This is a genomic window from Klebsiella sp. HMSC16A12 (assembly GCF_001808265.1).
Lineage (GTDB): Bacteria > Pseudomonadota > Gammaproteobacteria > Enterobacterales > Enterobacteriaceae > Klebsiella > Klebsiella pneumoniae.
The window spans coordinates 18233-38478 of record NZ_KV792604.1 but is presented as its reverse complement, the minus strand read 5'-3'; the positions used below and the strand labels follow the sequence as shown (position 1 = coordinate 38478).

At 57.8% G+C, this 20246-nt stretch carries 17 protein-coding genes; 2 read left to right on the top strand and 15 right to left on the bottom strand.

Annotated elements, in window-relative coordinates; translation table 11 throughout:
- Nucleotides 1-49: 49 nt before the first annotated feature.
- Both glpG and glpE read right to left on the bottom strand, forming a co-directional pair.
- Nucleotides 50-880 (bottom strand): rhomboid family intramembrane serine protease GlpG, encoded by an 831-nt coding sequence (gene glpG / locus HMPREF3140_RS11025; protein WP_004151408.1) that lies wholly within the window; start codon nt 878-880, stop codon nt 50-52.
- 50 nt (nt 881-930) lie between these two features.
- Complete coding sequence (gene glpE / locus HMPREF3140_RS11020) at nt 931-1260, bottom strand: thiosulfate sulfurtransferase GlpE (RefSeq protein ID WP_002920552.1); 330 nt, start codon at nt 1258-1260, stop codon at nt 931-933.
- Between the two features lie 204 nt (nt 1261-1464).
- Between glpE and glpD the strand changes: the two genes are divergently transcribed.
- Complete coding sequence (glpD, locus tag HMPREF3140_RS11015; protein WP_002920554.1) at nt 1465-2973, top strand: glycerol-3-phosphate dehydrogenase; 1509 nt, start codon at nt 1465-1467, stop codon at nt 2971-2973.
- A gap of 62 nt (nt 2974-3035) precedes the next feature.
- Here the strand turns inward: glpD and HMPREF3140_RS11010 are convergent, their stop codons facing one another.
- From HMPREF3140_RS11010 to asd, 8 genes are all read right to left on the bottom strand, one after another.
- A complete protein-coding gene (locus HMPREF3140_RS11010) occupies nt 3036-3335 on the bottom strand; it encodes a helix-turn-helix domain-containing protein (protein ID WP_002920557.1) in 300 nt (99 codons plus the stop codon).
- Nucleotides 3335-3682: a type II toxin-antitoxin system RelE/ParE family toxin gene (locus tag HMPREF3140_RS11005; RefSeq protein ID WP_016529833.1), complete on the bottom strand. Its 348-nt coding sequence runs from the start codon at nt 3680-3682 to the stop codon at nt 3335-3337. The genes HMPREF3140_RS11010 and HMPREF3140_RS11005 overlap by 1 nt, the downstream gene beginning before the upstream one ends.
- A gap of 175 nt (nt 3683-3857) precedes the next feature.
- Nucleotides 3858-6305 carry a glycogen phosphorylase gene (glgP, locus tag HMPREF3140_RS11000; protein WP_070552986.1) on the bottom strand — a complete coding sequence of 816 codons (2448 nt, stop codon included), beginning with the start codon at nt 6303-6305 and terminating at the stop codon, nt 3858-3860.
- Between the two features lie 17 nt (nt 6306-6322).
- Nucleotides 6323-7756 carry a glycogen synthase GlgA gene (gene glgA, locus HMPREF3140_RS10995; RefSeq protein ID WP_002920564.1) on the bottom strand — a complete coding sequence of 478 codons (1434 nt, stop codon included), beginning with the start codon at nt 7754-7756 and terminating at the stop codon, nt 6323-6325.
- Entirely contained in the window at nt 7756-9051 is a 1296-nt protein-coding gene (gene glgC, locus HMPREF3140_RS10990; RefSeq protein WP_032412520.1) for a glucose-1-phosphate adenylyltransferase, read from the bottom strand. The genes glgA and glgC overlap by 1 nt, the downstream gene beginning before the upstream one ends.
- Nucleotides 9052-9131: 80 nt before the next feature.
- Nucleotides 9132-11108, bottom strand: coding sequence for a glycogen debranching protein GlgX (gene glgX, locus HMPREF3140_RS10985; RefSeq protein ID WP_032412522.1), 1977 nt, complete (start codon nt 11106-11108; stop codon nt 9132-9134).
- On the bottom strand, nt 11105-13291 hold the full coding sequence (gene glgB, locus HMPREF3140_RS10980) for a 1,4-alpha-glucan branching enzyme (RefSeq protein ID WP_004150069.1): 2187 nt from the start codon (nt 13289-13291) through the stop codon (nt 11105-11107). Before glgB ends, glgX begins: the two co-directional genes overlap by 4 nt.
- 238 nt (nt 13292-13529) lie before the next feature.
- Entirely contained in the window at nt 13530-14636 is a 1107-nt protein-coding gene (gene asd, locus HMPREF3140_RS10975; RefSeq protein WP_002920570.1) for an aspartate-semialdehyde dehydrogenase, read from the bottom strand.
- A 103-nt stretch (nt 14637-14739) separates the two neighbouring features.
- On the opposite strand from asd, the gene HMPREF3140_RS10970 reads away from it, so the two are divergent.
- Nucleotides 14740-15102 carry a hypothetical protein gene (locus HMPREF3140_RS10970; RefSeq protein ID WP_020325126.1) on the top strand — a complete coding sequence of 121 codons (363 nt, stop codon included), beginning with the start codon at nt 14740-14742 and terminating at the stop codon, nt 15100-15102.
- Here HMPREF3140_RS10970 and gntU read toward each other — a convergent pair.
- The 5 genes from gntU to HMPREF3140_RS10945 form a co-directional block, all read right to left on the bottom strand.
- Nucleotides 15099-16439 carry a gluconate transporter gene (gntU, locus tag HMPREF3140_RS10965; protein WP_002920773.1) on the bottom strand — a complete coding sequence of 447 codons (1341 nt, stop codon included), beginning with the start codon at nt 16437-16439 and terminating at the stop codon, nt 15099-15101. The two genes, HMPREF3140_RS10970 and gntU, sit on opposite strands and share 4 nt — an antisense overlap.
- Nucleotides 16439-16969: a gluconokinase gene (gene gntK / locus HMPREF3140_RS10960; RefSeq protein ID WP_002920775.1), complete on the bottom strand. Its 531-nt coding sequence runs from the start codon at nt 16967-16969 to the stop codon at nt 16439-16441. The genes gntU and gntK overlap by 1 nt, the downstream gene beginning before the upstream one ends.
- Before the next feature lie 180 nt (nt 16970-17149).
- Entirely contained in the window at nt 17150-18145 is a 996-nt protein-coding gene (gntR, locus tag HMPREF3140_RS10955; protein WP_002920777.1) for a gluconate operon transcriptional repressor GntR, read from the bottom strand.
- A gap of 113 nt (nt 18146-18258) precedes the next feature.
- Nucleotides 18259-18954 (bottom strand): pirin family protein, encoded by a 696-nt coding sequence (locus HMPREF3140_RS10950; RefSeq protein WP_002920779.1) that lies wholly within the window; start codon nt 18952-18954, stop codon nt 18259-18261.
- 121 nt (nt 18955-19075) lie between these two features.
- Nucleotides 19076-20113: an oxidoreductase gene (locus HMPREF3140_RS10945; RefSeq protein ID WP_004174013.1), complete on the bottom strand. Its 1038-nt coding sequence runs from the start codon at nt 20111-20113 to the stop codon at nt 19076-19078.
- Nucleotides 20114-20246: the final 133 nt, after the last annotated feature.

Here is a 20246-nt window from a genome sequence, read left to right as displayed (position 1 = left end):
GAAATATCCCTGGAAAAATGTCGCCTACCCGACCCCTGTCGGTAAGTCTTTATGCGCGTTTTCGCCCATGTAAGGTATCAACAAACGCCATCGCCAGGCCGGTCGCCAGACCAGCCACGTGCGCGCCGTTGGCGATCGCCATGCCGAAAACGTCAAACCAGCCAGCAATTAACCACACTAAAGAGAAGAGTATCAACCCGCGCTGCAGATAAATACCGCTCTGCGGATCGCGCTCGCCCCGCAGCCAGACGTAGCCCATCAGCGCGTAGACCACGCCCGACAAGCCACCAAACCACGGGCCGCTAAACTGGTGCTGCACGAAGCCGCTCAGCAGAGCGCTGATGACGGTGATCACCACCAGCTTGCCGCTGCCGATGCGCTTTTCCACCGCGCCGCCAAGATACCACCACCATAGCAGGTTGAAGAGAATATGCATCAGCGAGAAATGCATGAAAGCATGGCTGAAATAGCGCCAGGCTTCGAACTGCAGCGAAGGATCGTAGGGCCAGGCCAGCCAAATCATCACCGGCTGATCGCCCAGCAGATTTTGCAGGATGAACACCGCGATGCAGATCAGCAGAATCGCCCAGGTGAACGGACCGGCGTTATGCCGCAGCGTGGCAAAGAAAGGAAAGCGCTGATAGCGCAACCCGCTATTGGTCTGTCCGGACTGCCAGCTCGCCGCCAGATAGCGCGGGTCCGCCGGGTTTTCGAGAAAACGCGCCAGCTCAGCCCTGACGCGCCCGGCCTGACTCTCATCAGCCAGCCAGACGTCGCTCTGGGTATGCTGCTGGATGGTCAGGATAATCCCCTGCGTCGCCATATAATCGACAAACGCCTGGGCCACCCGCGGGTTGGCAAAAGAGGTAATCATTAACATGCAGCGAATCGCTTATTCCACACAAAGGGGGATAGTATACCTGCCAGTCGTTAAAACGTCCCGCGCGCCACTTCCGCCGGGAAATGGCGATGCCAGGCGTCGAACCCGCCGTCAACGCTATAGACCTTATCAAACCCCTGCTGCAGCAGATATTGCGCGGCGCCCTTGCTGCTGTTGCCGTGATAGCACATCACCATCACCGCCGTGTCAAAGTCGTTGTCACGCATAAACGCGCCCAGCGTATCGTTGGTCAGATGAAACGCGCCCGGCGTATGACCCATCGCATAGCTTTGCGGATCGCGGATATCGACCAGTACCGCCGTCTGCTGATGCAGTTTCTGGTGCGCTTCTTCAACATTGATGCATTCAAACTGTTCCATGATTCTCTTCTCTTTCTCGTCATGACGGGCGATGGCCGACCCAATTTTACCCTGTAGTGTACCGTCAGGCGGTAAAGAAACGCCAATATGTTACACCCATCACTTCAAAATGTTTTTTTGATGTTACCAAAAGCGCGTTTGTTTGCTATAGTGAGCGATATCGAGCATTTATGAGCTTAAACGAAAGTGTGAGAGGGTAAGAACGTGGAAACCAAAGATCTGATTGTGATAGGCGGAGGCATCAACGGTGCCGGTATCGCGGCAGATGCCGCCGGGCGTGGTTTATCCGTACTGATGCTGGAAGCGCGCGATCTCGCCTGCGCCACCTCCAGCGCCAGTTCCAAACTGATCCACGGCGGGCTACGCTACCTCGAACACTATGAGTTCCGTCTGGTCAGCGAAGCGCTGGCCGAGCGTGAAGTGCTGTTAAAAATGGCCCCGCATATCGCCTTCCCGATGCGCTTTCGCCTACCGCATCGCCCGCATCTGCGCCCGGCATGGATGATCCGTATCGGCTTGTTTATGTACGATCATCTGGGCAAACGCACCAGCCTCCCGGGATCCACCGGGTTGCGTTTTGGCGCAGAATCGGTACTTAAACCGGAAATTGTGCGCGGTTTCGAATATTCCGACTGCTGGGTCGACGATGCCCGCCTGGTGCTGGCCAACGCGCAGATGGTCGTCCGCAAAGGCGGCGAAGTGCGTACCCGCACCCGCGCTATCTCGGCGAAACGTGAGAATGGCCTGTGGGTGGTGGAAGCGGAAGATATTGATAGCGGTGAGAAGTTTACCTGGAAGGCGCGCGGCCTGGTCAATGCCACCGGCCCATGGGTCAAACAGTTCTTCGACGAAGGGATGCATCTGCGCTCGCCTTACGGCATCCGTCTGATCAAGGGCAGCCACATCGTGGTGCCGCGGGTGCATACCCAGAAACAGGCTTATATTCTGCAGAACGAAGATAAACGCATAGTGTTTGTTATTCCGTGGATGGATGAGTTCTCTATCATCGGCACGACGGACGTCGAGTATAAGGGCGATCCGAAAGCGGTGGCCATTGATGATAAAGAGATCAACTATCTGCTGAACGTCTATAACGCGCACTTTAAAAAGACCCTCAGCCGGGACGATATCGTCTGGACCTACTCCGGCGTCCGTCCGCTGTGCGACGACGAGTCGGATTCGCCGCAGGCCATTACCCGCGACTATACCCTGGATATTCACGATGAGAACGGTCAGGCGCCGCTGCTGTCCGTCTTCGGCGGCAAGCTGACCACCTATCGCAAACTGGCCGAGCATGCACTGGAAAAACTGACCCCCTATTACAAAGGGATCGGCCCGGCATGGACCAAAACCGCGGTGCTCCCCGGCGGCGATATCGGCGGCGACCGCGACGACTACGCGGCAAAACTGCGCCGTCGCTTCCCGTTCATCAGTGAATCACTGGCCCGCCATTATGCCCGCACCTACGGGAGCAACAGCGAGTGGATCCTGAAGGAAGCCAGCGCCCTGAGCGATCTCGGGGAAGATTTCGGCCACGAGTTTTATGAAGCCGAGCTGAAATATCTGGTGGAGCACGAGTGGGTGCGCAGCCTGGATGACGCCATCTGGCGTCGAACCAAACAGGGTATGTGGCTGACTGCCGAGCAGCAGGCGCGCATCAGCGAATGGCTGGCGCAGCATGCGGGAAAGTCTGAACTGTCGTTAGCGTCCTGACATCGCGTGGCGCCAGGAGAGAAATACCCGGGCTATGGCTTGCGCTTGGCCCGGATACCTGTTCACAAATTAAACGAGACTTTTTTTCCAGTCGGCAATGTGACATTTATACTGAGTTCTCCCCCCAATGCCGCAATGTAGCGTTTTAGGGTCGAAAGCCGAGGGTCGTTATCTGCCTGTTCCATTTTAGCGATCGTTGGCTGCTTTACCCCCATAGCCGCAGCCATCTCTGTTTGCGACATTTGCAACTCTTCTCGAAGCAAGTTTAAAGCGACAGACTGGCGTATCTCTGCCGCTTTCGCTGCAATACGCTGCTGGCTATCAGGACTCTGTTTCGCCATGAGTTCTTTTAGCGTGGCCATTATCGCTCCTTAGTCAGGTGTTGGCTGAATTCTCTGTCAGCCAGAGTAATCATCTCTTTGTAAAAACGTTTCTCATTCATGCCATCCTTATCGCCCGCACATAAAACGATAGCTTTCCGCAGAGGATCAAAAGCAAAAAAGGCGCGGATGGGGAGCCCATGATGCTGAACCCGCAGTTCTTTCATATTCTGAAACGTTGAATCTTTCACCGTATCAACATACGGGCGCCCAAGCTGCGGAGCAAACTCAGACAGGATGAGCATCGTGGCCAACATATCCTCTTTTAAAGCTCTACTTTGTAATTCGAACCAGGTATCAAACGTATCCGTCGTTTCTACATCCCACATAGGCTATGAACGTAAACTTATTGAGCATTTATCGTACTGCTGGCGAATTCACGACAATAGTATATTCCCGCAATAGCCTGAATCCTCCCCGGCACTTTTCCGAATAAAACGTTCGCCACACAACACAACGGGGCCAAATGGCCCCGTTGTGTTGTGTGGTGTTGCATTGACTGGCTTACAGCCTTACCGGGTCGATATGCCAGATATATTTCGCGTACTCCTGGATCGTCCGGTCAGAAGAGAAGTAGCCCATGTTGGCAATATTCAACATCGCCTTATAGGCCCACTCTTCCGGGTTTTGATACAGCTCGTCGACGCGATCCTGGCAGTCCACATAGCTACGATAGTCCGCCAGAACCTGGTAGTGGTCGCCAAAGTTAATCAGCGAATCCAGCAGGTCGCGGTAGCGCCCCGGTTCTGCCGGGCTGAAGACGCCGGTACCGATCTGCGTCAGCGCCTGGTGGAGCTCTTCATCCTGCTCGTAATATTCGCGTGGTTTATAGCCGCTGCGACGTAGCTCCTCCACCTCTTCCGCGGTGTTGCCGAAGATAAAGATATTCTCTTCGCCCACGTGCTCCTGCATCTCCACGTTTGCCCCATCAAGGGTGCCGATAGTCAGCGCGCCGTTAAGGGCAAACTTCATATTACTGGTGCCGGAAGCTTCAGTGCCTGCGAGGGAGATCTGTTCCGACAGGTCTGCCGCCGGAATGATCAGCTGCGCCAGGCTAACGCTGTAGTTGGGGATAAAGACGACCTTCAGCTTGTCGCCAATCTGCGGATCGTTATTAATCACCGCCGCCACATCGTTGATCAGGTGAATAATGTGCTTGGCCATGTAGTAGGCCGAGGCCGCCTTACCGGCGAAAATATTTACCCGCGGCACCCACTCGGCCTGCGGATCGGCCTTGATCCGGTTATAGCGGGTGATGACGTGCAGCACATTCATTAGCTGCCGTTTGTATTCATGGATACGTTTGATCTGCACATCAAACAGCGCCTTCGGATTGACCACCACATTGAGCTGTTGAGCAATATAGCTGGCCAGCCGCTGTTTGTTCTCAAACTTGGCCTGACGCACCGCCTGATTGACCATCGGGTAGTCGATATGCTGTTTCAGCTCATCAAGCTGACTCAGATCGGTCCGCCAGGTGCGGCCGATATGCTCATCCAGCACTTTCGACAGCGGCGGGTTGGCCAGCGCCAGCCAGCGGCGCGGCGTCACACCGTTGGTCACGTTGATAAAGCGCATTGGGAAGATTTTGGCGAATTCGGCAAACAGTGACTCCACCATCAGTCGGGAATGCAGCTCGGACACCCCGTTGACCTTGTGGCTGACCACTACCGCCAGCCAGGCCATCCGCACACGGCGGCCGTTAGACTCGTCGATAATCGAGGTGCGGCTGAGGAGGTCGGTATCGTTCGGATACTGCTCCTGCAAGGTCTTGAGGAAATAGTCGTTAATCTCGAAGATAATCTGCAGATGGCGCGGCAGAATTTTACCCAGCATATCCACCGGCCAGGTCTCGAGCGCTTCGCTCATCAGGGTGTGGTTGGTATAGGAGAAGACCTGGCAGGTCGCCTCGAACGCCTCGTCCCAGCTGAACTTATGTTCGTCGATAAGCAGACGCATCAGCTCCGGTATCGACAGCACCGGGTGGGTGTCATTCAGGTGAATGGCAATCTTGCCCGCCAGGTTGTCATAGGTCTTATGCAACATGTAATGGCGACTCAGGATATCCTGCACCGTGGCCGACACGAGGAAATACTCCTGGCGCAGGCGCAGCTCGCGGCCGGAGTAGGTCGAGTCGTCCGGATAGAGCACGCGGGAGACGTTTTCGGAGTGGTTTTTATCCTCTACCGCGGCGAAGTAGTCGCCCTGGTTGAATTTACCGAGGTTAATTTCGCTGCTGGCCTGCGCGCTCCACAGACGCAGCGTGTTGGTGGCGTCGGTGTCAAAGCCGGGGATGATCTGGTCGTAGGCTTCCGCAATGATCTCCTCCGTCTCAATCCAGCGGGTTTTCTTTCCTTCCTGCTGAATGCGGCCGCCGAAGCGCACTTTATAGCGGGTGTTGTGGCGCTCAAACTCCCACGGGTTACCGTACTCCAGCCAGTAGTCAGGAGACTCTTTTTGCCGGCCATCGACAATATTCTGTTTAAACATCCCGTAGTCGTAGCGGATGCCGTAACCGCGTCCCGGCAGACCCAGCGCCGCCAGGGAGTCAAGGAAGCAAGCCGCCAGGCGGCCCAGACCGCCGTTGCCAAGCCCGGGGTCATTCTCTTCATCGATCAGCTCTTCGAGATCGAGCCCCATCTCCGCCAGCGCGCTGCTCACATCGTCATAAATGCCCAGCGACAGCAGCGCATTCGAGAGGGTGCGGCCGATCAGAAACTCCATCGACAGATAGTACACCTGGCGCACTTCCTGGGAGAGCTGCGCGCGGTTGGAGCGCAGCCAGCGCTCCACCATGCGATCGCGAACGGCAAACAGCGTGGCGTTAAGCCATTCATGCTTGTTGGCGATGGCCGGATCTTTACCGATGATAAACATCAGTTTATAGGCAATAGAATGCTTTAACGCCTCAACGCTCAGCGTCGGTGATGCATAGCTAAAGGGTACATTCATAACAATGACTCCAGTGGTTACATCAAGCGTTGATAAAGTTCGCGATAGGAGTTCGCGGCAACCTGCCAGCTAAAATCCATATTCATCGCCTGACGCTGCACGTAGCGCCAGAGCGACGGGCGCGACCAGAGGACAAAGGCGCGACGGATAGCGCGCAGCAATGACAGCGCATTGCTGTCCTCAAAGACAAACCCTGTCGCCAGACCATCGGCCAGATTCTCCAGCGAACTGTCAGCGACGGTGTCCGCCAGACCGCCGGTGCGGCGCACCAGCGGCAGCGTCCCGTATTTCAGACCATACAGCTGAGTCAGGCCGCAGGGTTCAAAGCGGCTCGGGACCAGAATGACGTCGGCGCCGCCCATAATGCGGTGGGAGAAGGCCTCATGGTAGCCAATCTGCACACCCACTTTGCCCGGGTGTTCGGCGGCGGCGGCGAGGAAACCTTCCTGCAGCACCGGATCGCCGGCGCCCAGTAGCGCCAGCTGGCCGCCCTGCTCAAGCAGACCCGGCAGCGCTTCAAGCACCAGGTCCAGCCCTTTCTGGCTGGTAAGACGGCTGACGACGGCAAACAACGGCGCTTTATCATCGACCTTCAGGCCCATGGCAATCTGCAGCTGACGCTTGTTCTCCGCCTTCTCCTCCAGCGTGTCGCGATCGTAGCGCATCGGCAGCAGCAGATCGTTTTGCGGGCTCCAGATACCGTCGTCAACGCCGTTGAGAATTCCCGACAGCCGACCTTCATGATGGCGCTGGCGCAGCAGCCCCTCCATGCCGTAGGCGTACTGCGGCTCGGTGATCTCGCGCGCGTAGGTCGGGCTCACCGCCGTAATATGGTCGGCGTAGTAGAGGCCGGCCTTGAGAAACGAGATCTGCCCGTTAAACTCGAGGCCATGCATGTTATAGAACGACCAAGGCAGCTCAATGTCATTCATATGCCAGGAGTAAAACATCCCCTGGTACGCCAGGTTGTGCACGGTAAACACCGATTTAGCCGGGCGTCCGCGCGCCGCCAGGTAGGCCGGCGTCAGGCCGGCGTGCCAGTCATGGGCATGCACCACATCCGGGCGCCAGAACGGATCCAGTCCGCTGGCCATTTCACTTCCCACCCAGCCCAGCAGCGCAAAGCGCAGGACATTGTCGGGATAAGCGTGCTGGTTGGTATCGTGGTAAGGGCTCCCCGGACGGTCATAGAGATGCGGGGCGTCTATCAGGTAGATCCCCACGCCGTTAAAGTGGCCGTACAGCAGCGTGATCCGCCCGGCGAAGGTATCCCGGCGGGTCACCACCTGGGCATCCACCACGCCGCGACGGATATCGGGAAACGCCGGCAACAGCACGCGCGTATCGATACCCTCCGCGATTTGCGCCGCCGGCAGTGCGCCGATGACGTCCGCCAGACCGCCCGTCTTTAACAGCGGGAACATCTCAGAACATACATGTAAGACCTGCATTAGCGCTCCTGTTTGTGCCCTAATTTCCGCAGCATGTCGCGGGTCACCAGCACGATACCTTCCTCTGAGCGATAGAAGCGGCGTGCATCCTCTTCCGCATTCTCACCAATCACCATTCCTTCCGGGATAACACAGGCGCGGTCAATCACGCAGCGACGCAGGCGGCATGAGCGCCCCACCCAGACATCTGGCAACAAGACTGCCGAATCAATGTTACAGAACGAATTCACCCGCACGCGCGGGAACAGCACCGACTGCACCACCACCGACCCGGAGATAATGCACCCCCCGGAAACCAGCGAGTTCAGGGTCATGCCGTGGCTACCGGAGCGGTCCTGCACGAACTTCGCCGGCGGCAGCGATTCCATATGGGTGCGGATCGGCCAGTTCTGGTCGTACATATCCAGCTCCGGCGTGACTGACGCCAGATCGAGGTTAGCCTTCCAGTAGGCTTCCAGCGTCCCCACGTCGCGCCAGTAAGGTTCGGCGTTCGGGTCGGACTGCACACAGGAGAGCGGGAAAGGATGTGCATAAGCCATGCCAGCTTCGGTGATCTTCGGAATGATGTCTTTGCCGAAATCGTGGCTGGAGTGCTCGTTGCGATCGTCTTCTTCCAGCAGCTCATAAAGATAGGCGGCGTCAAAGACATAAATGCCCATGCTGGCCAGCGATTTGGTCGGGTCGGTCAGCATCGCCGGCGGGTTGGCGGGTTTCTCGACAAACTCAATGATTTTTTCGTTTTCGTCGACCGCCATGACGCCGAAGGCGGATGCCTCTTCAATGGGCACCGGCATACAGGCCACGGTGCAACGCGCCCCTTTTTCGACATGGTCGATCAGCATGCGCGAGTAGTCCTGCTTATAAATATGGTCGCCCGCGAGGATCACCACGTACTCGGCCTTGTAGCGGCTGATGATATCCAGGTTCTGCGTCACCGCATCCGCCGTGCCGCGATACCAATTTTCGCCATGCACGCGCTGCTGAGCCGGCAGCAGATCGACAAACTCGTTCATCTCTTCGCTGAAGAACGACCAGCCGCGCTGGATGTGCTGCACCAGCGTGTGCGACTGATACTGGGTAATAACGCCGATGCGGCGGATCCCTGAGTTAATGCAGTTAGATAATGCGAAATCGATAATACGGAACTTGCCGCCAAAGTGAACGGCAGGTTTCGCACGCTTAATGGTGAGATCCTTCAGCCGGGTGCCACGCCCGCCCGCGAGGATCAACGCCACGGATTTGATGGGTAATTGACGCGCCAGCATCAGCGGATCGTTTTTTTCAAGCCTAACCATGATTAACTCCTTTTTACACCCCCGCTTTCCAGCTCATCCCGCCGCGCCGCCGCCACGGGTCCAACCGAAAGCTTCAGGGCTTACGACCTTTGAAATACGCACACTCCGTGCGCGGGCCCATGCCAGACAGCCATGATGACCGGATTATCCTCTCCGGCGAATGGAGGAACGGCGCGCCATTCCCCCTCGGGTAAAACCATATCGACCACCTCTGCGGTGGCGTTCAGCGTGAGCAGCCAGCGATCCGACAACTGGATCTGCATACACGCGGCCCCCTGCTGCCACTCCGCGGCAGTCAGGGGCTGGGCGTTGCGATTAAGCCAGCGGACGTTGCCATCCCCCTCCTGCCACCAGCGGTTGCGGGTGAGCGCCGGAATACGACGCCGCAGGTGGATCAGCGCCGCGGTAAAGGCGGTTAATCCCGGGTTCGCCTGGCGCCAGTCCAGCCACGTCAGGGCGTTGTCCTGGCAGTAAGCATTATTGTTACCGTGCTGGCTGTGGCCCTGTTCATCGCCCGCCAGCAGCATTGGCGTCCCCTGAGCCAGCAGCAGCGTCGTCAGCAGCGCATGCGCGCTGGCGCGCCGCCGTTCAATCACCGCAAAATTCGCTTCTAATCCTTCTATACCATGATTGTTGCTGTAGTTATTGTTAGTCCCATCGCGATTCTCCTCCCCGTTTGCCTCATTGTGTTTCTGATTGAAACAAACGCAGTCGCGCAGCGTGAAGCCATCGTGGGCCGTCACCAGGTTGACCGTCGCCGATGGCGGCTTGCCATCGCGGGCAAAGAGATCGCTGGAGGCCGCGAAACGTTGGGCAAAATCCCCCAGGGAGACATTTTGCTGTAGCCAGAAGCGTCGGGCGCTATCGCGAAAATGGTCATTCCATTCAGCGAACAGCGGTGGGAAATTACCCACCTGATAGCCGCCCGGGCCGATATCCCAAGGTTCCGCAATCAGTTTCACCTGCGACAGCACGCTGTCGCGGCGGATAGCCTCGAACAGCGGCGCATCCTGGCGGAATTCCGGCGTCCGCCCCATCACTGAGGCGAGGTCGAAGCGAAAGCCGTCGACATGGCACTCATCCACCCAAAAGCGCAAACACTGGCGCGCCCACTCCACCACGCCGGGGTGGCTAAGATTGAGCGTATTACCGCACCCGGTCCAGTTGTGATAATCGCCATCCTCCCTTACCCAATAATAGCTACGGTTGTCGATTCCGCGCAGGGAGACGGTGGGCCCTTCGAGATCGATTTCCGCACTATGGTTGAGCACGATATCCAGAATCACTTCGATACCGGCGGCGTGCAGCGCCTTAACCGCATCGCGAAACTCATCCAGGGCGCGATCCGGGTCGCTGGCGTAGCGCGGATCCAGCGCGAACCACGCCAACGGGTTGTAGCCCCAGTAGTTGCTTAACCCCATCCGCTGCAGTCGCGGCTCGCTGGCGAACTGCGCCACCGGCAACAGCTCAAGGGCGCTGATGCCCAGCGATTTGAAGTAAGCGATCATCGCCGGGTGGCCCAGCGCTTTATAGGTTCCGCGAATGGCTTCCGGTAGCTGCGGATTAAGCAAGGTGAGCCCTTTCACGTGCGCTTCATAAATCACCGTTTCCCCCCATGAGGTACGCGGCGGTTTATCGCCACGCCAGTCATAGCGCAGATCCACCACCTGCGATTTTGGCGCGACCGCGGCGCTGTCGCGACGATCGGGCTGCCACATGCCGCCGTGCAGGCGCTCATCGTCAGGCAGATCGCCCTCGACCCGGTGGGCGCTGGGATCGATCAACAGCTTGGCCGAGTTAAAGCGGTGCCCCTGCGCCGGATCCCAGGGACCATGTACCCGATAGCCGTAGCGCAGGCCCGGCCCGGCGGCGGCCAGCCAGCCGTGCCAGATGTCGCCGCTGCGCGCCGGGAGATCGAAGCGTTGCTCGTTGCCCTGCTCGTCGAATACGCACAGCTCCACCCGCTCCGCATGGGCGGAGAAGAGGGCGAAATTCACCCCCTTGCCGTCATAGCTGGCGCCCAATGGCGCAGGTTTGCCTGCCGCGAGTGAGGTCATTGCGCCTCCCGGACCAGCCAGATCGTCGCCAGCGGGGGCAGGGTCAGCGACAGCGAATGTTCGCGGCCATGGCTGGCGATAGCGTCGCTTTCCACCACGCCGCCATTGCCCTGATTGCTGCCGTGATAGTGCATGGAGTCGGTATTTAGCGCCTCGCGCCAGCGGCCCGGCTGGTTAATGCCGAAGCGGTAGTCGTGGCGCGGCACCGGCGTGAAGTTGCTGGCGACGATAATCTCGTTGCCCGCCCGGTCACGGCGTACAAAGACAAACACCGAGCGCTCATGGTCGTCGACCACCAGCCATTCGAAGCCGTAGGGGTCAAAATCCAGCTCGTGCAGCGCTTTATGATGACGGTAGGTATGGTTCAGGTCGCGCACCAGCCGCTGGACGCCGTGGTGCCAGTTGTCGCCGCCCTCCAGCAGATGCCAGTCGAGGCTAACGTCATGGTTCCACTCGCGGCCCTGAGCGAACTCATTGCCCATAAACAGCAGCTTTTTCCCCGGGAAGGCGAACAGCCAGCCGTAGTAGGCGCGCAGGTTGGCGAACTTCTGCCAGGCATCGCCCGGCATGCGGTCGAGAATCGATTTTTTGCCGTGCACCACTTCATCGTGGGAGAGCGGCAGCACAAAATTCTCGGTGTAGTTGTAGAGCATGCCGAAGGTCATTTTGTCATGATGGTAGCGGCGATGCACCGGATCGAGCTTCATGTAATCCAGGGTGTCGTGCATCCAGCCGAGGTTCCATTTGAACCAGAAACCGAGGCCGCCGCCGGCTGGCGGACGGGTCACCCCGGCAAAATCGGTGGACTCTTCCGCCATGGTGACCGCGCCCGGCGTCTGTTCGCCAAGGATGCGGTTGGTGTTGCGCAGAAACTCAATGGCTTCCAGATTCTCCCGCCCGCCGTATTCGTTAGGGATCCACTCTCCCGCCTTGCGGCTGTAATCGCGATAGATCATCGAGGCCACCGCGTCGACCCGCAGCGCATCGATGCCGAAGCGTTCGATCCAGTACAGCGCGTTACCCACCAGGTAGTTGCTGACTTCCCGACGTCCGTAGTTGTAGATCAGGGTATTCCAGTCCTGGTGATACCCCTCGCGCGGATCGCTGTGCTCATACAGCGAAGTGCCGTCAAACGAGGCAAGGGCAAAATCATCCGCCGGGAAGTGGCCGGGCACCCAGTCAAGAATGACGTTCAGCCCGGCGGCGTGCGCGGCATTGATAAAGTAACGGAAATCGTCGCGGGTGCCGAAGCGGCGGGTCGGCGCATAGAGCCCGGTGGGTTGATAGCCCCAGCTGCCGTCGAACGGGTGCTCGTTAACCGGCAATAGTTCGAGATGGGTGAAGCCCATCCATTTCGCATAGGGCACCAGCTGGTCGGCCAGCTCGCGGTAGCTCAGCCAGAAATTATTATCGGTATGACGGCGCCAGGAGCCGAGATGCACTTCATAGATAGAGATCGGGGCATCAAACTGGTTCGCCGCTCTGCGGTCCGCTGGCTGTTCCACTTTGGGCGGCAGGTCGCAGATAAGCGAGGCGCTTTCCGGACGCATTTGCGACTCAAAGGCGTAAGGGTCGGCTTTGACCCGCAGATTGCCGTGGGCGTCAATCAGTTCGAATTTATACAGCTGGCCATTGTGCGCGCCGGGAACGAACAGCTCCCAGATCCCGGACTCTTTGCGGAATCGCATCGGGTGGCGACGGCCATCCCAGTAGTTAAACTGCCCCACCACCGATACGCGGCGGGCGTTCGGCGCCCACACCGAGAAACGGGTACCGGTGACGCCGTCCATGGTGGCAGCGTGCGCGCCCAGCGTTTCGTAAGGGCGCAGGTGGGTCCCTTCCGACAGCAGCCAGACGTCAAGGTCCTGTAACAGCGGACCAAAGCGATAAGGATCATCGATCAGATTCTGCTGCCCGTGCCAGGTGACGGCCAGCTGATAGCGAAAAGCGTTTTTACGCCGCGGCAGGACGCCGCTGAAGAAACCACGCGAGTCGAGACATTCGAGCTTGCCGACTTTGCGTCCGGTTTTCGGTTCAATAACCCACACGTCGGTGGCATCGGGTAATAATGCGCGCACTTCCAGCCCGGCGTCAGTACGGTGCATGCCGAGCACGGAAAAGGGATCCGCGAAATGACCGGCGATTAGCGCATTAATCACGTCTCTATCAATATGATTAGACATGCTTTCATCCTGTTGTAAGTGTCGCTCATTCCTATAACTGGCGACTTTTTTTGACCTGAACGGCGCAGTGCTCTCAGCATCCTCCTGCTCCGTCCCACCTTCAGGTAAGGAATTCCTTACTTAAAGCATAGCCAAGGCTGAGTTACCTCCGTGGGGAAAAATCTAACATCCGCGTTTACTCCTTGTATTACGCAAAAAAAAAGGGGGCTTGAAGACCCCCTTTCTGTTCATCCTGGGCTTACGCCAGCTGGCGAAGCATCCGGCGCAGCGGCTCCGCGGCGCCCCACAGCAGCTGGTCGCCAACGGTAAAGGCCGATAGATACTCCGGCCCCATATTCAGTTTACGCAGGCGTCCTACCGGGGTGGTCAGGGTGCCCGTCACCGCGGCTGGGGTCAGCTCGCGCATGGTAATCTCACGATCGTTCGGTACCACTTTGGCCCACGGGTTGTGCGCGGCCAGCAGCTCCTCAACGGTCGGGATAGAAACATCTTTCTTCAGCTTGATGGTAAACGCCTGGCTGTGGCAGCGCAGCGCGCCAACGCGAACGCAGAGGCCGTCTACCGGGATAACGGACGAGGTGGCGAGGATCTTGTTGGTCTCCGCCTGGCCTTTCCACTCTTCGCGGCTCTGACCGTTATCCAGCTGTTTGTCGATCCACGGGATCAGGCTGCCCGCCAGCGGTACGCCAAAGTTATCGACCGGCAGCTCGCCGCTGCGGGTCAGCGACGTCACTTTGCGCTCAATATCCAGGATGGCGGAAGCCGGGTCCGCCAGCTCCGCGGCCACATGATTATGCAGCTGCCCCATCTGGCTCAGCAGCTCACGCATATGACGCGCGCCGCCGCCGGAAGCCGCCTGGTACGTCGCCACGCTGACCCACTCCACCAGATCCTGAGCAAACAGGCCGCCGAGGGACATCAGCATCAGGCTGACGGTGCAGTTGCCGCCGACAAAGGTTTTCACGCCGTTGTTCAGGCCGGCGGTGATCACATCCTGGTTAACCGGGTCGAGGATAATGATCGCATCGTCCTTCATGCGCAGCGAAGAAGCCGCGTCAATCCAGTAACCCTGCCAGCCGCTTGCGCGCAGCTTCGGGTAAATCTCGTTGGTGTAATCGCCGCCCTGGCACGTGACAATAATGTCCAGCGCCTTCAGCGCGTCCAGATCGAACGCATCCTGCAGCGTGCCACCGGTGCTACCGCCGAATGACGGCGCTGGCTGTCCCAGCTGGGAGGTAGAGAAGAACACCGGGCGAATGGCGTCGAAATCGCGCTCTTCAACCATGCGTTGCATGAGAACAGAGCCGACCATTCCGCGCCAGCCGATAAAACCAACATTTTTCATAACGTATTCCTGCGAGGTGTGTGCTGTTTGTGCCTGGCCAGTTTCCAACTGGATTATCCCTCACCTTACAAAATGCAGCTAAAGTCGCAAGTGAAATTAATCAATGATTGCTGAACAATCAGAAAAGCAACTTATCCTGCACATTGTCCACCGTCGCTGGTCGTCGTCAAAAGCGCAACGATTATCGGGGAAATCCCCCGGGGAATGGAATATTTTCCGTCGCTATTTTATTGATCCTGATTATGGATTAAGCGTGAAATCTGGTGCTTTTCCGCTTGCCAAAAAAAAGCGACAAACCCAGTCACAGCAAGGGCTGACGAGGGATACGAGCATCGTCGTAGCGCTAATAAGGGCCAATAGCTGGCAAGGAAAAGAGGGAAAAAGGGCGGCTTATTGCAAAGAAGCCAGGGTAAGCAGCGTTACCCTGGCTTTTTATTTCCCGCGAGCGGGAGATGAGCGGGCTTAGCTCAGCAGCTGGAAGGCGATCATACCGACAATCGCCCCGGTGGTGCCAAGGATGGTTTCCATCATGGTCCAGGTCTTCAGCGTCTGGGCTTCACTGGCGCCGGTAAATTTACCAAACAGCCAGAAGCCGGCGTCGTTCACGTGGCTTACCACAATCGAGCCGCCGGCGATACAGATAGACAATGCCGCCATCTGCGCGCCGCTGTAGTTCAGCTGCTCAATCACCGGCATCACCAGGCCGACCGCCGTCAGGCACGCCACGGTGGCAGAGCCCTGAATGATACGCACCGCCGCCGCCAGTACGAAGCAGGTAATAGCGATCGGCAGCCCCATTCCGGTCAGCGCTTCACCAAGCGCCGGGCCAACGCCGGAGTCAACCAGCACCTGCTTGAAGACGCCGCCAGCCCCGATCACCAGCAGAATAATCCCGGCCGGCTGCAGCGCGTGGCCGCAAATCTCCATCACCCGGTCTTTCGCCATTCCCTGACGTACCGCCAGACCGTAAATCGCCACCAGGCAGGCCACCAGGATCGCGGTGAACGGGTGGCCGATAAACTCGAACCATTCGTAGGCAGTGGAACCCACCGGCACAAAGCGCGCGGCGATGGTTTTCAGGCCAACCAGCACCAGCGGCAGCAGGATCAGCGCCAGGCTGAAGCCGAAGGAGGGCATTTTGCCTTCCCCGAGATGCGGTTCCGTGACGTCGTCAGGAATATGCAATTCGACGTAGCGGCTGATGAAGTTGCCCCATAGCGGACCGGCGATAATCATCCCCGGAATGGCCGCACACAGGCCAATCAGGATCATCCAGCCAAAGTCGGCGTGCATTTGCGACGCCAGCAGCATCGGCGCCGGTCCAGGCAACAGAAACGCCGCGGCGGCGGCAACGCCGGCAAACAGCGGGATCACCAGCTTCACGAGGTTAGTACCGGTATGGCGCGCCATCGAGAAGGCGACGCTAATCAGCAGTACGATCGCCACTTCGAAGAACAGCGGCAGCGCGCAGATGAGACCGGCGAGACCAATCGCATAGTGCGCGCGATTGTGGCCAAAGGATTTGAGCATCTTGACGGCAATCTGATCGACCGCCCCCGTTTCATGCAGGATCTTACCGAACATCGCGCCGAGCGCGACGACGATCGCCAGGAAGCCCAGCGTACCGCCCATCCCTTTTTCCATCGTCGCCGCGATTTTATCCAGCGGCATGCCGGAGAAGAGGCCGGCGCCAATAGAAACCACCATCAAAGCCACGAAGGCGTGCATTCGCGCCTTCATGACTAAAAACAGCAGCAGCAATACCGAGCCGACTGCTGTTAAAACAAGCGTTAAAGTACTCACTAGTGACTGCCTTTGTTGATCACCTCGATGGTGCTGGCCACCACGCCTTCCAGCGGCTGGTCGATATCGACGATAAGCACATCGCTCTCGTCGGCGCCTGGTTCCTGCAGCGTTTCAAACTGCGTCACCAACATTTGGGTTTTAAAGAAGTGCCCTTTACGCGCCTTCAGACGGCTTTCGATCACGTCGAAATCGCCTTTCAGGTAGATGAAGGAGAGGTTCGGGTTGCCCTTGCGCAGAATGTCGCGATAGCTCTTCTTCAGCGCCGAGCAGACGATCAGTGACACCTTGTTGGTACGCTGCATGGCGAACGCGGCGTCATTTAGCGCCTGCAGCCACGGCGTGCGGTCGTCATCGTTGAGCGGCTCGCCGGAGGCCATCTTGGTGATATTGCTGCGCGGATGGAGAAAGTCGCCGTCAAGAAACGCGGCATGCAGTTGATGCGCCACTTCGCTGGCGACAGCGGATTTTCCGCTGCCGGAAACGCCCATCAGGACATAGACGTGGTGATCATGGTTAGTCGTGCTCAAAGCGTCCTCCCACTGGACTGGTACGCCGCGCCGGGGCTGACTCATCCAGCGCGAAGGCGGCGTATCGGTTAATTGTTACGGGTAACTGTTATCGGTAACATTGTCATGCCGGACCTGTGGAGAAGCAATATCCATTCGTGCCAGATGTGAATATGTGTGATCTACTTCAAACTTGTCAGTTTAAATTGATCCGCCCGGTGACAATGTGAAACCTAAATCTAACATCTTAGGGGTAATCGCTTCACCACGAATGCGCGCCAGCAGCCGTTCGGCGCCGATGCGCCCCATCCGCTCGCGCGGGGTCAGAACGCTGGCCAGCCGCGGCTCCATCACCTGGCCGATATCATGGCCGTGGAACCCGGCGATCGCCATATCATCGGGGATCTTCAGCCCCAGACGCTGGCACTCGAACGCCGCGCCGACCGCGAGGTCATCGTTGGTGCAGAAAATGCCGTCGAGCTGTGGATATTCGCGGCGCGCCTGGCGCATCAGCTCAATCCCCGAAGAATAGGACGAGGATTGCTCCACCATCACGCTGTAGGGCGTCATCCCGGCGTCAAGCATCGCCTGCTCGTACCCCTTCTGTTTGATGATAGTACGTTCATCAAGACGCGCCCCCAGATAGGCGACATGGCGGTGGCCGCGGGCGATGATCGCCGCGGTCATCTGCCGGGCGGCTTCAAAGTTATCAAACCCGACGGCAATATCGAGACACGGCGACCGGCTGTCCATCAGCTCCACCACCGGAATGCCGGCGACTTCGATCATCTTCAGGGTGCGCGGCGTATGGGTGCGTTCGGTGAGGATCAGGCCATCAATGTTCCAGGAGAGCATCGATTCGAGGCGTTTCTCTTCCATTTCCGGCTTATAGCCGTAGTGCGCCAGCATGGTTTGATAGCCGAAGGCGTCGGTGACGCTTTCGATACCGCGCAGTACTTCCGAAAAGACCTGATTGGTTAACGACGGCAGCAGCACGCCGATGGCGCGGCTGGTGGCGTTGGAAAGAATGTCAGGGGCGCGATTGGGAATATAACCCAGTTCATCGAGGGCAACGGCAATCTTGCCACGCAGCGCTTCGGAGACCTGCTCCGGGTTGCGTAAATAGCGACTGACCGTCATTTTGGTCACGCCGACAAGATCGGCTACATCCTGAAGTACGGGTCTTTTCTTTTTCATCGTCCTGACTGTGATCAACGGGAAACATTTTCTCAGTTTATCACGGACAAAGCGCAACCTTCCCTAACATGAGGGAAGGCTGCGCAATTTATTTAACCTGGCTCAGATAACTATCAAACCGGCGGCAGATCGAACAGCAGGATCTCGCTATCGCTGTCGGCATGAACCGAAATCGCCTGCTCGTCCCAGATGGCCAAACCGTCGCTGGTGGTGGCTTTGGTACCGTTGATGGTCACTTCGCCTTTGACCACCTGGATCCACACGCGGCGTTCCGCGGCAATCTGGTGAACCGACTGCTCATCTTTCAGCAGCGCCCAGCGATAGAGTTCCATATCCTGGTACACCTTCAGCGAGCCATCTCGCGCATCCGGCGACAGCACCAGCTGTTTGCCCTGGGCGGCGTCGAAGCGGCGCTGCTCGTAGCGCGGGGTAATGCCGGTTTCTTCCGGAATAATCCAGATCTGATACAGACGCAGACGATCGGTTTTGCTCGGGTTGTACTCAGAGTGGCGCACCCCGGTACCCGCGCTCATGATCTGGAACTCGCCCGCCGGCACCTGCTCTTTGTTGCCCATGCTGTCCTGGTGCTCCACCGCCCCTTCCAGCACATAGGTCAGGATCTCCATGTCTTTGTGCGGGTGGGTACCGAAGCCCTGACCGGCGTCGATGACGTCGTCGTTAATAACCCGCAGGGCGGAGAAGCCCATAAAGTTCGGGTCATAATAGTTGGCGAAAGAGAAAGTATGCCAGGAATCCAGCCAGCCATGGTTAGCGTGGCCACGTTCGTTCGCTTTGCGTAAATAGATCATGTTGCACCCCCGTATGTTGTCGATGGAGTCAGTGTGGACCCATTTCGCCGGCGATCATAGAGGGTGAAAATTGACTCCTCTGTTCAAAAAATATGAACAAGCGCAGAGGAGCCAATTTGACTTATCGGGTAAGGGTAATGGTGGCCGGTGAAGGCTGCTCAAAGCCGCGCTGCAGGATCTCCATATTGGTGAGAACGTCAGTTTCCTTGACGTAATTCGGCTGGCCGTTGACGAGGGTGTCGTACAGCGCGTCGTACACCCGACCATAATCGCCGCTCTCCAGCGGCACCGCTTCGCGCACCATCTCCCCTGCCTCGTTGACATACACCAGCTCGCCAACGCTGTCGTCCGCGCCAAATCCCGGCTCGCCCGGCATGATATTGGCCTTCAGGCTGGTCTCCTGCTGGTCAATGCCGTACTTCACAAACGAACCTTTGTGCCCGTGAACGATAAATTTCGGGTAATCGATCTGCACCAGATGGCTGGTCTTAACGATGGCCTTCATATCGCCGTAGAACAGCTGGGCTTCAAAGGTGTCATCCGGGTTGGCTTTATTGCGCAGCGAGCGCAGATCGTAAGAGACATGGTCCGGGCGGCCGAACAGCGAAATGATCTGATCCAGGGTATGCACGCCAAGGCCATAGAACTCGCCGTTTTGCGGACCGCCGGGGTTGGTCTCCGCCAGCGGGCGATAATTATCAAAATGGCTTTCGATCTCCACCAGTTCGCCGAGTTTCCCGCTCTCAATCACCTTTTTGGTGGTCAGGAAGCAGGAGTCGAAACGGCGGTTCTGATAGGGCGTCACCGTCAGGCCTTTGCTGTTCGCCAGGGCAAACAGAGTTTTTGCTTCCTCCAGCGTCGGGGTGAACGGCTTTTCCACCAGCACGTTTTTTCCTGCCTCCAGCGCCTTTTTCGCATATTCAAAATGGCTGTCGGCGTGAGTGCAGACCACCACCAGCTTGACCAGTGGATCGTTTAATACTTCTTCAAGGTCGCTGGTGAAATGAATATGGGAATACTGCGGCGCCTGCTCCTCGGGCTTCGCCCGGCGGCGGTAAATGTGCGCTACCTGCCAGCGGTCTTTGCGGTGCAAAACGTAAGGAAGGTGATAGCGGGTGGTGCTTTTACCAAAGCCAATAAATGCGCAGTGCAGAGTCATAACGCTGTCCTTAGTTAATGAGCTACCTTCAACCATAGCGCAAGCCGGTCCCTCACTTCATCCTCTCTGTTTGCTTGCAGTGAAGATTCGTTAGGAAAATAGTTCGAGTATCACTCATACGTAATTATTAATA

Coding starts and splice junctions, on each gene's coding strand:
- HMPREF3140_RS10950 (WP_002920779.1), bottom strand. CDS start 18,954: ATGATCTATTTACGCAAAGCGAACGAACGTGGCCACGCTAACCATGGC.
- HMPREF3140_RS10970 (WP_020325126.1), top strand. CDS start 14,740: ATGATTGCTGAACAATCAGAAAAGCAACTTATCCTGCACATTGTCCAC.
- gntR (WP_002920777.1), bottom strand. CDS start 18,145: ATGAAAAAGAAAAGACCCGTACTTCAGGATGTAGCCGATCTTGTCGGC.
- glgC (WP_032412520.1), bottom strand. CDS start 9,051: ATGGTTAGGCTTGAAAAAAACGATCCGCTGATGCTGGCGCGTCAATTA.
- HMPREF3140_RS11010 (WP_002920557.1), bottom strand. CDS start 3,335: ATGGCCACGCTAAAAGAACTCATGGCGAAACAGAGTCCTGATAGCCAG.
- glgB (WP_004150069.1), bottom strand. CDS start 13,291: ATGTCTAATCATATTGATAGAGACGTGATTAATGCGCTAATCGCCGGT.
- HMPREF3140_RS11005 (WP_016529833.1), bottom strand. CDS start 3,682: ATGTGGGATGTAGAAACGACGGATACGTTTGATACCTGGTTCGAATTA.
- glpE (WP_002920552.1), bottom strand. CDS start 1,260: ATGGAACAGTTTGAATGCATCAATGTTGAAGAAGCGCACCAGAAACTG.
- glgA (WP_002920564.1), bottom strand. CDS start 7,756: ATGCAGGTCTTACATGTATGTTCTGAGATGTTCCCGCTGTTAAAGACG.
- asd (WP_002920570.1), bottom strand. CDS start 14,636: ATGAAAAATGTTGGTTTTATCGGCTGGCGCGGAATGGTCGGCTCTGTT.
- glgX (WP_032412522.1), bottom strand. CDS start 11,108: ATGACCTCACTCGCGGCAGGCAAACCTGCGCCATTGGGCGCCAGCTAT.
- HMPREF3140_RS10945 (WP_004174013.1), bottom strand. CDS start 20,113: ATGACTCTGCACTGCGCATTTATTGGCTTTGGTAAAAGCACCACCCGC.
- glpG (WP_004151408.1), bottom strand. CDS start 880: ATGTTAATGATTACCTCTTTTGCCAACCCGCGGGTGGCCCAGGCGTTT.
- glgP (WP_070552986.1), bottom strand. CDS start 6,305: ATGAATGTACCCTTTAGCTATGCATCACCGACGCTGAGCGTTGAGGCG.